The organism is Brevundimonas sp. SH203, from assembly GCF_002157625.1.
Taxonomy (GTDB): domain Bacteria; phylum Pseudomonadota; class Alphaproteobacteria; order Caulobacterales; family Caulobacteraceae; genus Brevundimonas.
In genome coordinates, this window is the sequence record NZ_BDMM01000001.1 from 86,580 (window position 1) to 102,370 (window position 15,791).

General features: G+C 65.4%; 16 protein-coding genes. 15 read left to right on the forward strand and 1 reads right to left on the reverse strand.

The annotated features are described in order from the left end of the window. The first annotated feature begins 90 nt into the window (after positions 1-90). From lipA to SH203_RS00415, 15 genes are all read left to right on the forward strand, one after another. Entirely contained in the window at positions 91-1,053 is a 963-nt protein-coding gene (lipA, locus tag SH203_RS00345) for a lipoyl synthase (RefSeq protein ID WP_087118902.1), read from the forward strand. Positions 1,054-1,060: 7 nt separating this feature from the next. Then, complete coding sequence (locus SH203_RS00350) at positions 1,061-1,507, forward strand: type II toxin-antitoxin system RatA family toxin (RefSeq protein ID WP_087118903.1); 447 nt, start codon at positions 1,061-1,063, stop codon at positions 1,505-1,507. Between the two features lie 9 nt (positions 1,508-1,516). Further along, a complete protein-coding gene (locus tag SH203_RS00355; protein WP_143275645.1) occupies positions 1,517-1,849 on the forward strand; it encodes a hypothetical protein in 333 nt (110 codons plus the stop codon). After that, on the forward strand, positions 1,843-2,964 hold the full coding sequence (locus SH203_RS00360) for an NAD(P)/FAD-dependent oxidoreductase (protein WP_087118905.1): 1,122 nt from the start codon (positions 1,843-1,845) through the stop codon (positions 2,962-2,964). Before SH203_RS00355 ends, SH203_RS00360 begins: the two co-directional genes overlap by 7 nt. Next, positions 2,961-3,512 carry a sugar O-acetyltransferase gene (locus SH203_RS15895; RefSeq protein ID WP_087118906.1) on the forward strand — a complete coding sequence of 184 codons (552 nt, stop codon included), beginning with the start codon at positions 2,961-2,963 and terminating at the stop codon, positions 3,510-3,512. The genes SH203_RS00360 and SH203_RS15895 overlap by 4 nt, the downstream gene beginning before the upstream one ends. A 153-nt stretch (positions 3,513-3,665) precedes the next feature. Next, entirely contained in the window at positions 3,666-3,848 is a 183-nt protein-coding gene (gene rpmF / locus SH203_RS00370; protein WP_026108365.1) for a 50S ribosomal protein L32, read from the forward strand. A 112-nt stretch (positions 3,849-3,960) separates the two neighbouring features. After that, a complete protein-coding gene (locus SH203_RS00375) occupies positions 3,961-4,593 on the forward strand; it encodes a hypothetical protein (RefSeq protein WP_087118907.1) in 633 nt (210 codons plus the stop codon). A 90-nt stretch (positions 4,594-4,683) separates the two neighbouring features. Beyond that, a complete protein-coding gene (eno, locus tag SH203_RS00380; protein WP_087118908.1) occupies positions 4,684-5,961 on the forward strand; it encodes a phosphopyruvate hydratase in 1,278 nt (425 codons plus the stop codon). 138 nt (positions 5,962-6,099) lie between these two features. Then, on the forward strand, positions 6,100-6,399 hold the full coding sequence (locus SH203_RS00385) for a septum formation initiator family protein (RefSeq protein ID WP_087118909.1): 300 nt from the start codon (positions 6,100-6,102) through the stop codon (positions 6,397-6,399). Between the two features lie 135 nt (positions 6,400-6,534). Next, positions 6,535-7,563, forward strand: a complete 1,029-nt coding sequence (pdhA, locus tag SH203_RS00390; protein WP_087118910.1) for a pyruvate dehydrogenase (acetyl-transferring) E1 component subunit alpha — start codon at positions 6,535-6,537, stop codon at positions 7,561-7,563. Between the two features lie 3 nt (positions 7,564-7,566). Next, positions 7,567-8,934 carry a pyruvate dehydrogenase complex E1 component subunit beta gene (locus tag SH203_RS00395; protein WP_087118911.1) on the forward strand — a complete coding sequence of 456 codons (1,368 nt, stop codon included), beginning with the start codon at positions 7,567-7,569 and terminating at the stop codon, positions 8,932-8,934. Then, positions 8,931-10,223, forward strand: coding sequence for a pyruvate dehydrogenase complex dihydrolipoamide acetyltransferase (locus tag SH203_RS00400; protein WP_087118912.1), 1,293 nt, complete (start codon positions 8,931-8,933; stop codon positions 10,221-10,223). The genes SH203_RS00395 and SH203_RS00400 overlap by 4 nt, the downstream gene beginning before the upstream one ends. 15 nt (positions 10,224-10,238) lie before the next feature. Further along, positions 10,239-10,718: a glutathione peroxidase gene (locus SH203_RS00405; protein ID WP_087118913.1), complete on the forward strand. Its 480-nt coding sequence runs from the start codon at positions 10,239-10,241 to the stop codon at positions 10,716-10,718. Further along, positions 10,718-12,124, forward strand: a complete 1,407-nt coding sequence (gene lpdA / locus SH203_RS00410; RefSeq protein WP_087118914.1) for a dihydrolipoyl dehydrogenase — start codon at positions 10,718-10,720, stop codon at positions 12,122-12,124. Before SH203_RS00405 ends, lpdA begins: the two co-directional genes overlap by 1 nt. A gap of 101 nt (positions 12,125-12,225) precedes the next feature. Continuing rightward, positions 12,226-13,368 carry a low temperature requirement protein A gene (locus SH203_RS00415; RefSeq protein ID WP_234989322.1) on the forward strand — a complete coding sequence of 381 codons (1,143 nt, stop codon included), beginning with the start codon at positions 12,226-12,228 and terminating at the stop codon, positions 13,366-13,368. A 7-nt stretch (positions 13,369-13,375) separates the two neighbouring features. Here the strand turns inward: SH203_RS00415 and SH203_RS00420 are convergent, their stop codons facing one another. After that, positions 13,376-15,754, reverse strand: coding sequence for an ATP-dependent helicase (locus SH203_RS00420; protein ID WP_200808747.1), 2,379 nt, complete (start codon positions 15,752-15,754; stop codon positions 13,376-13,378). Positions 15,755-15,791 lie beyond the last annotated feature (37 nt).

Consider the following 15,791-nt stretch of genomic DNA (forward strand, 5'->3'; position numbering starts at 1 on the left):
GCCGTGAGTTCCAAGCCCAGAACACGCCTGCGGCGCATCTGTAACCGGGTTTGGCTTGCCTAATGGGCTTTGAAGTCCGAAATACCCGCCATGGTCACCCTGATCGACACCCTGCAGCGCAAGCCGTCCGAACTGCGCCATCCCGAAAAGCAGAACCGGCCGGAGTCGGTCGTGCTGAAGAAGCCCGACTGGCTGCGGGTCAAGGCCCCCGGTTCGGGCCAGTATAACGCCACCAAGGACATCGTCCGCTCCAAGGGGCTGGTGACGGTCTGCGAGGAGGCGGCCTGCCCGAACATCGGCGAGTGCTGGAGCCAGAAGCACGCCACACTGATGATCATGGGCGACACCTGCACGCGGGCCTGCGCCTTCTGCAACGTCAAGACGGGCCTGCCCCAGCCGCTGGACCCGGAAGAGCCGGGGAAGGTCGGTCAGGCCGTGCAGCAGATGGGTCTGAACCACGTCGTCATCACCTCGGTCGACCGCGATGACGTGTCGGACGGCGGCGCGGCCCACTTCGCCGAGGTGGTGCGCCAGATCCGCCTGCAGGCGCCGAACACCACCATCGAAATCCTGACGCCCGATTTCCTGCGTAAGGACGGCGCGGCCGCCGTGATGATCGACGCCAAGCCGGATGTCTTCAATCACAACCTGGAAACCGTGCCGCGCCTGTATCTGAAGATCCGGCCCGGCGCCCGCTACTTCCATTCCCTGCGTCTGTTGCAGATGGTCAAGGAGCGCGACCCCGAGCAGTTCACCAAGTCCGGCATCATGGTCGGTCTGGGCGAGACCAAGGAAGAGGTCATGCAGGTGATGGACGACATGCGGTCCGCCGGCGTCGACTTCATCACCATCGGCCAATATCTGCAGCCGACGCGCAAACACGCCGCCATCGATCGCTTCGTCACGCCTGAAGAGTTCAAGGCCTATGAGGCGATCGCGCGGGCCAAGGGCTTCCTGATGGTGTCCTCGTCGCCGTTGACGCGCTCGTCGCACCACGCTGGCGACGATTTCGCCCGGCTGAAGGCGGCGCGCGAGGCGCAGCTGAAGCGCTAAGCCTGGAATGGCGGTCCATCGCGTCACGCGCATACTGCCCTATGCGCCCGAACAGCTTGCCGATCTGGTCGCCGATGTGCGGGCCTATCCCGACTTTGTGCCGTGGGTCACGTCGATGCGCGTCTGGAACGACCGCGTCGAGGCCGAAGGTGTGACTGTCGTGGATGCCGAGGCGGGCGTCGGGTTCGCGGTGCTGAAAGAGCGGTTCTCGACCTGGGTTCGGCACGACCGCAATGCGCCCAAGGTCGAGGTCGGCCTGCTGCGCGGGCCGTTCAAACATCTGAAGAACCGCTGGGAGTTCTTTCCGCATCCCGAAGGGACGCGGCTGGAGTTCATGATCGATTTCGCCTTCAAGTCCAGGATGCTGGACCTGATGCTCCAAGCCAACTTCGACCGCGCGGTGGAAAAGCTGATAGGATGCTTTGAAGACGAAGCGGCCCGACGCTTTCGTTGAGAGCGCATGATGGCTGATCAGAAGCCCATACTGTATAAACGACGCAGCCGGGTATTGCTGTTGGTCCTCGTCCTTTCGACGGCCGCCTTTGTTTTGGCGTCGCCCATGCTGCTGATGTTTGCGGCCATGTCGGGGATGGCGAGCGATTCCTGCGCGCGCTGGCCCGCTTCCCTCTTCATCCTTGCAGGCATTACGTCGCCAATCGCCATCCTTTGCGTTCTGATCAACGGTTGGAGAGCGTTCATCATCCGCAATGAGCCGCGTGCCTGGTGGGGGTTCGCAATCCTGCCCTTGTGGCCGCTATCCATGTTCATTGGTGTGAAAATGGCTGCGTTTTGCTAACCTCATTCGATTTCGACGCGACCGTCGTGGGCGCCGGGGCCGTCGGCCTGGCCTGCGCGCGGGCGCTGTCGAAACGGGGTCTGACGGTTCTGGTGCTGGAGAAGGAAGGCCACATCGGCCAGGGCGTCTCCTCGCGCAATTCCGAGGTCGTCCACGGCGGGCTCTATTATCCGACCGGCTCGCTCAAGGCCCGCTTCTGCGTCGAGGGGCGGCGGGCGCTGTATGATTTCCTGTCCAGTCGCAAGATCGACCATTGGAAGTGCGGCAAGCTGGTCGTGGCGACCGAAGAGGCCGAGGTCGGGCGGATCGAGGCCATCTTCGAACAGGCCATGGCGAATGGCGTGGAGGGGCTGGCGCACCTGACCGGCGCTCAGGCGCGGGCGCTGGAGCCGGCCCTGAACGCCCATGCCGCCATCCTGTCGCCCGAGAGCGGCCTGTTCGATAGCCACGGCTATATGCTGGCCTTGCAGGGCGAGATCGAGGATGCGGGCGGCTCGGTCGTGGTCTCGGCCCCGTTCGAAGGCGCCGAGCCGATGTCGGGCGGCGGTTTTTCCGTTCGTGTGGGCGGGGAGGGGGCGATGACCGTCTCGAGCCGCCTTCTGGTCACGGCGCCGGGTCTGTCGGCGCAAGGCGTGGCGGCCAGCATCGCGGGCTATCCCTCAACCGACATCCCGCCAGGCCATTTCGGCAAGGGCGTTTATTTCCGGCTGGTCGGCCCGGCGCCGTTCGACCGCCTTATCTATCCGCCGCCGATCCCCGGCGCTCTGGGCACCCATTATCGCAAGGATCTGGGCGGGCAGGGCGTGTTCGGCCCCGATCTGGTTTATGTCGATGTGGAGGACTATTCGGTCGATCCCGCCAAGGCGGAGGAGTTCGCCCGATACATCCGCCGCTTCTGGCCTGGCCTGCCCGACGGCGCCCTGACGCCCGACTACGCCGGCATTCGACCCAAGCTGCATGGCCCGGGCGAGGCGCAGCCCGACTTTCAACTGCATGGACGCGAGCATCACGGGATCGACGGCCTGATGGCCCTGTTCGGCATCGAGAGCCCCGGCCTGACCAGTTCCCTGGCCCTCGGCGAAGCGGTGGCGAACGCCCTGATGGAGACTGAATGACCGAGCGCGAGAAGATGCTGGCGGGCCTGCCCTACGATCCGGGCGACGCCGATCTGCGGGACGGACGCGCCCGCGCCGTGGGCCTGACGGTCGCCATCAACGCCGAGCCGGATCGGGACCGTCGCAGCGCCCTGGTCAACCAGCTGGTGAACGCGGCCGACGGCAAGGCGGTGATCATGCCGGGCTTCTTCTGCGACTATGGCGTCAACATCCATCTGGGGGTGCGGGCCTTCGCCAACGCCAACTGCGTGTTCCTGGACTGCGCCGAGATTCGAATCGGCGACAACTTCCAGGCCGGGCCGGGGGTGCAGCTTCTGACGCCCGAGCATCCGCTGGACGCGGTGGCGCGTCGGGGCGATGAGACGGCCCGGCCGATCACCATCGGCGACGACGTATGGATCGGCGGCGGCGCCATCGTTCTGGCGGGCGTCTCCATTGGGGATCGCGCTGTCATCGGGGCCGGTTCCGTGGTGACGAAGGATGTGCCGCCGGACGTCGTGGTGGTCGGCAATCCGGCGAAGATCGTGCGTCGTCTGACGCCTGCTTAAACGCCTTGAAATCGTCGCGCGCATCATGCATAAGCCGCGCCTCGCGTGGCGGCTCGGCATCCTTCTGATGAGGGTTGGGGGCCGCCGCTATCGTTTTCGCGCCAGACAGGCTTCGGCTCTGGGCGGCGCCCGACTTAGAAGATTGAGACGGACATGGCCGTTCCGAAGCGCAAAGTATCTCCCTCGCGTCGCAACATGCGCCGCGCCCACGACGCCCTGACCTCGAACGTGTATGTCGAGGACAAGGACACCGGCGAGCTGAAGCGCCCGCACCACATCGACCTGAAGACCGGCACCTATCGCGGCCGCCAGGTCATCACGCCCAAGGAAGACTAGGTCTTTCACGGACGCTCGGCCCGAGGGTCGAACGAGAAATTCCACGGCGCGCGGTGATCCGCGCGCCGTTTTCGTGCGTTCCGTGCGGTGAAGTTTCGACTGGAGATTCCGCATGATGATTCGTCTCACCGCCGTCAGCGCCTGCGCGCTTTTGAGTCTCGCCGCCTGCGGGCGCGATGACCGCCCGGCCGCTCAGGCTCCGACCGATGCGGCCCCCGTCGCGATGACGCCGGCCGAGCAGCCGCCTTCAGCCCCCGCCGCCGATCCCAACACCCTAACGTCCGAGGGGCTAGGCGCGGCGCGGATCGGCATGAGCAAGGCCGATCTGATCGCGGCCTGGGGCGAACGGGCGAATCCGAAGTCTGTCGGCGGGGCCGAACCCGAGGTCTGCGATCAGTTCCATCCCGTTCGGGCGCCCGAAGGCGTCAACGTCATGATCCAGGACGGCAAGCTGACGCGAATCACCCTGATGCGGGGCGCCAGGATCAAGACGGACCGGGGCTTCGGCCTCGGCGACACGGCCATGGCGATCAAACAGGCCTATGGCGGTTCGATCTTCGTCGAGCCGCATAAATATCAGGCCGCCCCGGCTGAAGACCTGTTCGTCTGGGCGCGCGGCGGCTCGACCAACTACGTCGCCGATCCCTCGGCGCGTGGCGTCCGCTACGAGATCGGGATGGACGGAAAAGTCAGCATGATCCATGCAGGTGATCCGTCGATCCAGCTGGTCGAAGGCTGTTCCTGACGCAACGGCTGAACGGCGGCATTGGCCTTTGGCGGACAGGCGGCTAAACCCGTCGGACTTCACTTCCGCCTTGAGCCAAAGAGCCGAGCCATGACCGACATCGCCGACATCGTCGCCCGCCAGATTCTCGACAGCCGAGGCAATCCGACGGTCGAAGTGGATGTGATTCTGGACGATGGCTCGTTCGGCCGGGCCGCCGTGCCCTCGGGCGCCTCGACCGGCGCGCACGAAGCCGTCGAACTGCGCGACGGCGACAAGGATGTCTGGGGCGGCAAGGGCGTTCAGAAGGCCGTCGACGCCGTGAACGGCGAAATCTTCGACGCCCTGTCCGGCATGGACGCCGAGGACCAGCGTCGCCTGGACGAAGCGATGATCGCGCTGGACGGCACGCCTAACAAGGGTCGCCTCGGCGCCAACGCCATCCTGGGCGTGTCGCTGGCCGCAGCCAAGGCCAGCGCGATTTCGTCGGGCCTGCCGCTGTATCGCTATATCGGCGGCGTCTCGGCCCGCGTCCTGCCCACGCCGATGATGAACATCATCAACGGCGGCGCCCACGCCGACAATCCGATCGACATCCAGGAGTTCATGATCCTGCCGACGGGCGCCGAAACCTTCACCGACGCCCTGAGGATGGGCACGGAAATCTTCCATGCACTGAAGACGCAGTTGAAGGATGCGGGCCACAACACCAACGTCGGCGACGAAGGCGGCTTTGCCCCGAATCTGGCCTCGGCCGAAGAGGCGCTGAGCTTCATCACCAAGGCCGGCCAGGCCGCCGGCTATCTGGCGGGCGAGGACTTCCACCTGGGTCTGGACGTCGCCTCGACCGAGTTCTTCAAGGACGGCAAATATCTGATGGCCGGCGAGGGCAAGACCGTCGACGCCGACGGCATGGCCGCCTATCTGGTCGATCTGTGCGAACGCTTCCCCATCGTCTCCATCGAGGACGGGATGGCTGAGGATGATTTCGACGGCTGGCGTCTGTTGACCGAGCGTCTGGGCGACCGGGTCCAGCTGGTCGGCGACGATCTGTTCGTGACCAATCCGGCGCGTCTGGCCGCCGGTATCGGCGAGGGCCTGGCCAATTCGATCCTGATCAAGGTCAATCAGATCGGCACGCTTTCGGAGACGCTGGACGCCGTCGATATGGCCCAACGCGCTGGCTATACGGCCGTGATGAGCCACCGTTCGGGCGAGACCGAGGATTCGACCATTGCGGACCTGGCCGTGGCCACCAACTGCGGGCAGATCAAGACCGGTTCGCTGGCCCGTTCCGACCGGGTGGCGAAATACAATCAGCTGCTGCGTATCGAGGAAATGCTGGGCGACCAGGGCGTCTATTTCGGCGACGGCATGCTGTTGAAATAAGCATCGGAATTGTCGGCGGAGAATCAGCGTTCTTCGCCGACTTTCTTACGGTCAAGCTACAATTCGTTAGGCATTTTCGGGCACGGTTCGTGAACTGTGTTCTCGCGCTCAGAAGGAGCGTTTTAAGTGCCCGAACGGATGAAACCTTACCGCGTGTCCTGTGCCCTCCTGCTTTTGCTCGCCTATCTCGGCGTGCAGGCTTTGACGGGCGAACGCGGACTGCTGAGCGGCGCCTCGCGCGACGCGCTGCTGGACCAGCGCGAGACGCAACTCGCACATTTGTCCGAACAGCGGCGCGACCTGGAAACCCGGGTCCGGTATCTGCGCAGCGACAGTCTGTCACGCGACCTGCTGGAGGAGCGCGCGCGCGCCGTCCTGGGCTTTTCCGACCCGCGCGACTATGTGATCCGCGTATCGGCGCCGGCCGCGCAGGGCTGAACCCGTCCCGGCCACTTGAACTATTGTTACAGCCCGGCCCGCCCCCCTTTGCGTTCCGGGAAGGAAGGCTGCTAAAGCCCCCTTCCGTAACGATAAGAAGGCGTCGCTTCTCGGCGCCTAGCCGGGAGATACCGGATGGCGAAAGCCCCAGCCAAATCCGCTCAGACGACCACGCCTGACAAACTGCCCAACACGCCGACGGCGTCCAAGGAAGACCTGCTTCGCTTCTATCGCGAGATGGTTCTGATCCGCCGTTTCGAGGAACGTGCGGGCCAACTGTACGGCATGGGTCTGATCGGCGGTTTCTGCCACCTGTACATCGGCCAGGAAGCCGTGGCGGTGGGCGTTCAGGAGAGCGTCAAACAGGGCCACGACAAGATCATCACCGGCTACCGCGACCACGGCCATATGCTGGCCGCCGGCATGGACCCGAAAGAGGTCATGGCCGAACTGACCGGCCGCAGCGGCGGCTCGTCCAAGGGCAAGGGCGGCTCGATGCACATGTTCGACGTGCCGACCGGCTTCTATGGCGGTCACGGCATCGTCGGCGCCCAGGTGGCGCTGGGCACGGGCCTGGCCTTCGCCGGCAAGTATCGCGGCGACGATTCGGTGGCCTTCGTCTATTTCGGCGACGGCGCCTCGAACCAGGGGCAGGTGTACGAGAGCTTCAACATGGCCCAGCTGTGGAAGCTGCCGGCCATCTACATCATCGAGAACAACCAGTACGCGATGGGCACGAGCATCGAACGCTCGTCGTCCACGACCGAACTCTACATGCGCGGCGCCAGCTTCGGCATTCCGGGCGAACAGGTCGACGGCATGGATGTTCTGGCCGTGCGTGACGCCACCGCCCGCGCCGTGGCCCGCGCCCGCGCCGGCGAAGGCCCCTACATCCTTGAAGTGAAGACCTATCGCTATCGCGGCCACTCGATGTCCGACCCGGCGAAATACCGCACCAAGGAAGAAGTCGACGAGGTCAAGAAGACCCGCGATCCGATCGATCACCTGAAGATGCTGCTGTCGGCCGCCAAGGCGACCGAAGAGGAGCTGAAGGTCATCGACAACGAAATCAAGGCGATCGTCGCCGAAGCTGTTCAATTCGCTCAAGAGAGCCCGGAACCCGATCCGTCCGAGCTCTATACCGACGTTTACGTGGAGGCCTGATCCGTGACCGACATTCTGATGCCGGCGCTGTCCCCCACGATGGAAGAGGGCACGCTGACCAAATGGCACATCAAGGCGGGCGACACCGTGTCGGCCGGCCAGGTGATCGCCGAGATCGAAACCGACAAGGCCACGATGGAAGTCGAGGCCGTGGATGAAGGCGAAGTGCTGGAAATCCTGGTGCCCGAGGGCTCCGAGAACGTGAAGGTCAACACGCCGATCGCGCGTCTGGCCGGCGAAGACGGCGCCGCAGCGCCCGCGCCCAAGGCCGCCGAAACCGACGCGCCCAAGGCTGCGGCTGAAGGCAAGACCGGCGATCCCGAAAAGGCCCCGGCCCAGACCGCGACGCCCAAGGGCGAACTGCGCGACCCGGAAATCCCGTCCGAGGCCAAACTGGTCAAGACGACCGTGCGCGACGCCCTGCGCGACGCCATGGCCGAGGAAATGCGCCGCGACGACCGCGTCTTCCTGATCGGCGAGGAAGTCGCCCAGTACCAGGGCGCCTATAAGGTCAGTCGCGAACTGCTGCAGGAATTCGGCGACCAGCGCGTCGTGGACACCCCGATCACCGAGCACGGCTTCGCCGGTCTGGGCGTCGGCGCCGCCATGGCGGGCCTGAAGCCCATCGTCGAGTTCATGACGTTCAACTTCGCCATGCAGGCGATCGACCACATCATCAACTCAGCGGCCAAGACCCTGTATATGTCGGGCGGTCAGATCCGCGCGGACATCGTCTTCCGCGGCCCCAACGGCGCGGCCAGCCGCGTCGGCGCCCAGCACAGCCAGGACTATTCGGCCTGGTACGCCCAGGTTCCGGGCCTGAAGGTCATCGCGCCCTATGACGCCGCCGACGCCAAGGGCCTGCTGAAGGCCGCCATTCGCGATCCGAACCCGGTCGTCTTCCTCGAACACGAAATGCTCTACGGCACCGAATTCGACGTACCGGAAGTCGACGATTATGTCCTGCCGATCGGCAAGGCCAAGGTGCGTCGCGAAGGCAAGGACGTCACCATTACGGCCCACGCCCGCATGGTCGGTTTCGCGCTCCAAGCCGCCGAGAAGCTGGCCGAGGAGGGGATCGAAGCCGAGGTCATCGACCTGCGCACCCTGCGTCCGCTGGACCATGAAACCATCGTCGATAGCGTCAAGAAGACCAACCGTCTGGTCTCGGCCGAAGAGGGCTGGGGTCCGATGGGCGTCGGCGCCGAGGTCGTGGCCCGCGTGATCGAACACGCCTTCGACTATCTGGACGCCCCGCCGCTGCGGGTTCACCAGGAAGACGTGCCGCTGCCCTATGCGGCCAACTTGGAAGTCCTGTCGCTGCCGGGCGTGGACAAGATCGTCGCCGCCGTGAAACAGGTGATGGCATGACCGATATCCTGATGCCGGCCCTGTCTCCGACCATGGAGGAGGGCGTTCTGGCCAAGTGGCACGTCAAGGTCGGGGACGTCGTGTCCGCCGGCGACGTTATCGCCGAGATCGAAACCGACAAGGCCACGATGGAAGTCGAGGCCGTGGACGAGGGCGAAGTCACCGACATTCTGGTCGCCGAGGGCACCGAAGGCGTGAAGGTCAACACGCCCATCGCCCGCCTGAAAGACGAAGGCGGCGCCGCTGCACCCAAGCCCGCCGAGGCGCCCGCCGCCAAGTCGAAAGAGACCCCCAAGGTCGAGGCTGCGCCTGCGGCTGAGGCTCCGAAGGCCGCTGCCCCTGCGCCCGCCGCGCCGAAAGCCGACAGCGGCGAACGCATCTTCTCTTCGCCCCTGGCCCGTCGCATCGCCGCCCAGAACGGCGTCGATCTGAAGTCGATCAAGGGCACCGGCCCGCACGGCCGCATCGTCAAGCGTGACGTCGAGGCTGCCGGCAAGGGTTCGACCCAGCCTGCCGCCGCGTCGTCCGCAACGACGGCGACAAGCCCCGCCGCCGAACCACGCAAGGCGCAGTCTCTGGCGCAGATGGGCATCCCGGACGGCAGCTACGACCTGATTCCGCTGGACGGCATGAGAAAGGCCGTCGCGCGTCGCATGGTCGACAGCATCCAGAACGTGCCGCACTTCCCGCTGTTCATCGATGTCGAGATCGATCAGCTGATGGCCGTGCGCGCCAAGGTCAACAAGATGCTGGAGCCGCAGGGGATCAAGGTCTCCGTCAACGACTTCGTCATCAAGGCGGCGGCCCTGGCCCTGAAGGCGGTGCCGGAAGCGAACGCCTCCTATACGCCCGAAGGCATCGCCATGCACCACAACGCCGACGTCTCCATGGCCGTGGCCATCGACGGCGGCCTGATCACGCCGATCATCAAGAAGGCCGAGACCAAGGGTCTGGCGCAGATTGCGACCGAGTCCAAGGACCTGGCCAAGCGCGCCCGCGACCGCAAGCTGAAGCCGGAAGAGTTCCAGGGCGGCACCTTCTCGGTGTCCAATCTGGGCATGTTCGGCATCAAGCAGTTCACCTCGATCATCAATGAGCCGCAGGGCTGCATCATGAGCGTGGGCGCGGGCGAGCAGCGTGCGGTCGTGAAGAACGGCCAGGTGGTTCCGGCCACCGTCATGACCGTGACCCTGACCTGCGATCACCGCGTGGTCGACGGCGCGACCGGCGCCCGCTTCCTGCAGGCGTTCAAGCCGCTGATCGAAGATCCCGTGGCGATGCTGGCGTAAGGGGAGGGTGAGGTCATGACCTCGGTCTATGACTTCTCCGCCCGCGCTATCGACGGCGCGGACGTCTCGCTGGACCGCTTTCGCGGACAGGCGTTGCTGATCGTGAATACGGCGTCCAAGTGCGGCTTCACCGGCCAGTACGACGGTCTGGAGAAGCTGCATCGGGATTTCGCCGACGCGCCGTTCGAGGTGCTGGGTTTTCCCTGCAACCAGTTCGGCAATCAGGAACCGGGCAGGGCGTCGGAAATCGCCGCCTTCTGCGCCACCAGTTTCGACGTGACCTTCCCCCTGTTCGACAAGGTGGAGGTCAACGGGCCGAACCGGCATCCGCTCTACGCCTGGCTGACCCGGCAGAAGCGCGGCTTCCTGGGCTCCCAGGCCATCAAGTGGAACTTCACCAAGTTCCTGACCGACCGCGAGGGCAGGGTGGTCGCCCGCTACGCCCCGCAGACTGAACCCGAGGCCATCAAGGCCGACATCGAGAAGTTGATCTAATGGCTGCTGAATTCGATCTCGTCGTCATCGGCTCGGGCCCCGGCGGTTACGTCGCGGCCATTCGCGCCAGCCAGTTGGGCCAGAAGGTCGCCATCGTCGAGCGCGAGAACCTGGGCGGTATCTGCCTGAACTGGGGCTGCATCCCGACTAAGGCCCTGCTGAAGTCGGGCGAGAAGTTCGAGAGCCTGTCACACCTGAAGGAATACGGCCTGTCGGCGTCCGGCGCGTCGTTCGACTTCGACGCCATCATCCAGCGCTCGCGCGGCGTCGCGGCGACGATGAACAAGGGCGTCTCCTTCCTGATGAAGAAGAACAAGATCGAGGTGATCGAGGGCACGGCCACGCTGGAGAAGGGGGCGGCCGCGCCCAAGGTCGTCATCGCCCTGAAGGCCGGCGGTTCGCGCACGGTCGAGGCCAAGTCGGTTATGCTGGCCGTCGGCGCCCGCGCCCGCGCCCTGCCGCAGATCGGGCTGGAAGCCGATGGGGACAAGATCTGGGCCTATCGCGACGCCTTGGCGCCCAAGAAGCTGCCCAAGTCGTTCGTCGTCATCGGCTCGGGCGCCATCGGCATTGAGTTCGCCAGCTTCTATCGCGCCCTGGGCGCCGAGGTGACGGTCGTCGAGGCGGTCGAGCGCATCATGCCTGTGGAGGACGAAGAGGTCTCCAAGGCGGCGCAGAAGTCGTTCGAGAAGCGAGGTATCAAGTTCAAGGTCGGCGCCAAGGTGACGAAGGTCTCCAAGAGTGCGTCCGGCGTCAAGGTCGATGTCGAGATCGGCGGCAAGGCCGAGACGCTGGAGGCCGAGGTCTGCATCTCGGCCGTCGGCATCACCGCCAACACCGACGGCATCGGTCTGGAGTCGCTAGGCGTCGAACTGGACCGGGGCCACATCAAGACTGACAGTCACTGCCAGACCAATGTGAAGGGTCTATACGCCATCGGCGACTGCGCTGGGGCGCCGTGGCTGGCGCACAAGGCGTCACACGAAGGCATCCATGCCGCCGAGCACATCGCCGGTTACAAGACGCCGAACGTCCATTCGCCCATCGCCGGCTGCACCTACGCTCAGCCGCAGGTCGCCTCGGTCGGCGTGACCGAACAGGCGGCCCGCGCCGAAAAGCGCGAGGTCAAGATCGGCCGCTTCCCGTTCCGCGTGAACGGCAAGGCCGTGGCGGCGGGCGAGATCGACGGCTTCGTCAAGGTGATCTTTGACGCGGCAACCGGCGCCCTGATCGGCGCCCATATGATGGGCCACGAAGTCACCGAAATGATCCAGGGCTTCGTCACCGCCATCACCATGGAGGCGACGGAAGAGGACATTCAGGGCATCGTCTATCCGCATCCGACCATGTCCGAAGCCATGCACGAGGCGGCGATGGACGCCTACGGCCGCGTTCTGCACCTTTAGGTCTGGCGGAACGCGGATCGGGCAGGACATCGACGAACGGTCGCGCTAGCCTCGCCGTATAGCGAGGAGGGGCGTCGATGCGATCGTTGTTGAGAAGTCGGGTGGCGGGCGAACATGCCCGCGTCGGGTTCGTCGAACTGTTCTTCGACCTGGTCTTCGTCTTCGCCATCACCCAGGTCAGCCACGGTCTGCTGGCGCATCTGACGCCGCTGGGCGCGCTTCAGGCGGCGATGCTTCTGGCGGCGGTCTGGTGGGCGTGGGTCTTCACCTCCTGGGCGACCAACTGGTTGGACCCCGAGCGCGAGCCGGTGCAGATCGCACTGTTCGTTCTGATGGGGATCGGCCTGGTGATGTCGGCGGCCTTGCCGCACGCCTTTCAGGAAAACGGCCTGGTGTTCGCCCTGGCCTTCGTCGGGATTCAGGTCGGGCGCACGGCCTTCATGGCCTGGGCGATGCGCGACGATCCCAGCCTGTGGCGGAACGCCCTTCGCATCCTGATCTGGCTGGCCGCCTCGGCTGTGCTGTGGATCGCGGGCGGTGTGGCAGAACCGGATCAGCGGCTGTGGTTCTGGCTGGCGGCCCTGGCGGTCGAATATGCGTCGCCGGCGCTCTATTTCTACGTTCCGGGTCTTGGGCGGTCGCGGACCGACGACTGGACCATCGAGGGCGGGCATATGGCCGAGCGGGTCGGCCTGTTCGTCATCATCTGCCTGGGCGAGACGCTTCTGGTCTCCGGCGCCACTTTCGGCGGTCTGGACTGGTCGTCGGGTGCGGTGTGGGTGGCCTTCGTCTCGGCGGTTCTGTCCACGGTCGCCATGTGGCGGCTGTTCTTCAGCCAGGCGCATGAATCCGCGTCGCACGCCATCATGCATTCCGACGATCCGGGGCGGATGGCGCGGCGGGCCTATACCTATTCGCCGATCCTGGTGATCGCGGGCATCATCGTCGTGGCGGTCAGCGACGAGCTTGTGCTGGCCCATCCCGGCGGCCATGTCGCGACGGCGACAGCCTTGACCCTGCTGGGCGGCCCGATCCTGTTCCTGTTGGGGACGGCGGTGGCCAGTTGGGCGATCTGGCGGACGGTGGCCTGGACGCGACTGGTCGGTTGCGCCGTTTTGGCCATGGGCTGGCTGGTTCTGCCGTGGGTCACGCCGCTGATCCTCAGCATTGCGACGACCGCCGTGCTGATCGCCGTGGGCCTGTGGGAGACCGTGCGGCTGGGCGACGCCAGGACGCCCGTCTGACCCGCCGTCAGTCCGCCTTTTCCACGAAACTGTCGATCACCCGCTTCTCGCCGGCCTTTTCGAAGTCGACCAGCAGCTTGTTGCCTTCGACGACCCGAACGGAGCCGTAACCGAACTTCTGGTGAAAGACCCGCTGTCCCTTTTTCCAGCCCGAACTGGATTTGGGATCGGCGGTGGCGATCAGGCGGCCGTCGCCCTCGATGACCGCTTTCCGGGCGGGGAGGCGAGCCGGCGTCTGGGCGGCGGTGAAGCTCTGGGCGCGTTTCCAGCCGGGCGAGGAATAGCCGCTGCCGAAGGAGGGGGCGTCGTCCCAGCGGCTCTTGGCCTCCTTCATGCCGGTCGAGGCGCCGTAATAGCCGGTGTCGGATTGCGGATCGACGTGGGCGATGGGCAGTTCGTCGACGAAGCGGCTGGGCAGTTGCGAGGTCCAGCGGCCATAGACCAGACGGTTGGCGACAAACGAAATCCGCGCGTCCTGCTTGGCCCGGGTCACGCCGACGTAGGCCAGGCGGCGTTCCTCCTCCAGACCCTTTTCGCCCTTTTCGTCGATGCTGCGCTGAGAGGGGAAGACCCCTTCCTCCCAGCCGGGCAGGAAGACCAGCGGGAACTCCAGCCCCTTGGCGCCGTGCAGGGTCATGATCTGCACCGCCCCGTCGCCGTTTGGGTCGTCGCCCGCGCCGCGGTCCAGGTCCATGACCAGAGAGACGTGTTCCAGATAGGCCTGCAGCGTCTCGAACTGCTGCATCGACTGAACCAGTTCCTTCAGGTTCTCCAGCCGGGTCTGGCCGCTGGTCCGGTCGGCCTTCTGCATGTCGGTATAGCCGCTCTCTTCCAGCACGGTCTCCATGACCTGCCAGTGGGGCGTGGTCTCCGACAGCTGACGCCAGCGGTCGATGTCGCGCACGAAGTTGGACAAGGCCGTGCGGGTGCGGGCCTGAAGCTCGTCGGTGTTGATCAGACCGCGCACGGCGGTCAGGGCCGACAGATCGTGCTGGCGGGCCAGTTGCAGAATCTTCTGGACGCTGGTGTCGCCGATGCCGCGCTTGGGGACATTGACGATCCGCTCGAACGCCAGATCGTCGTCCTCTGACAGGATCAGCCGCAGATAGGCGTGGGCGTCGCGGATTTCGGCCCGCTCGAAGAAGCGCGGCCCGCCGATGACCGTATAGGGGATGGCCAGCATGACCAGCCGCTCTTCGAAGGCCCGCATCTGGAACGAGGCGCGCACCAGAATAGCCATGTCCTTGTATTTCAGGCTAGGTTGGCCGGCATGGGGCCGCCGCGCAGTCTCGATCTCGTCTCCGATCAGACGGGCCTCGGCCTCGCCGTCCCAGACGCCGCGCACCCGAACCTTATCGCCGCCGTCATCCTCGGTCCACAGGGTCTTGCCCAGCCGATCGCGGTTGGCGGCGATCAGGCCGGACGCGGCCCCCAGTATGTGGCGGGTCGAGCGATAGTTCCGCTCCAGCTTGACGATCTTGGCGCCGGGAAAGTCGCGTTCGAAACGCAGGATGTTGTCCACCTCGGCGCCGCGCCAGCCATAGATCGATTGATCGTCGTCGCCGACGCAGCAAACATTGCCGGTCGAGGCCGTCAGCAGCCGAAGCCACAGATACTGGGCGACATTGGTGTCCTGATATTCGTCCACCAGAATGTAGCGGAAGCGGCGGCGGTATTCCTCGGCCAGGTCCGCGTGCTGCGACAGAATGGTGATGTTGTGCAGCAGAAGATCGCCGAAGTCGCAGGCGTTCAGCGACCGCAGCCGCGCCTGATAGGCGGCGTAGAGGCCCTGGCCCTTGCCATTGGCGAAGTCCTCGCCGGGCGGCAGTTTTTCGGGCGTCCAGCCCCGGTTCTTCCAATGGTCGATCAGGCCCGACAGCGATTTCGGCGTCCAGCGTTTGGTGTCGATGTTGGCCGCTTCCAGCAGCTGTTTCAGCACCCGTTCCTGATCGTCGGTGTCCAGAATGGTGAAGCTGGATTTCAGCCCGACCAGTTCGGCATGGCGACGCAGGATCTGGGCGGCGATGGAGTGGAAGGTGCCCAGCCAGCGCAAACCTTCGGCCGACGGGCCGATCAGATGCGTGATCCGCTCGCGCATCTCGCGCGCGGCCTTGTTGGTGAAGGTGACGGCCAGCAGTTCCCACGGCCTGGCCCGGCCGGTCGCCAGGATATGGGCCAGTCGGGTGGTCAGGACGCGGGTCTTGCCCGTTCCGGCGCCCGCCAGAACCAGAACCGGCCCCTCGGTCGTCTCGACCGCCTCGCGCTGTTCGGGATTCAGGCCGGACAGATAGTCGCGGGCCTGCGCCTCCTCGGGCGCGCGAGCGCGGGCCAGGTCGGAAATGCGAGGGGCGGGAAGATCGGTCACGGGCGAAGAACTATCCGTCATTCAGGCTGTCTGGCAGAATCGAAAGCGGAACATAAGG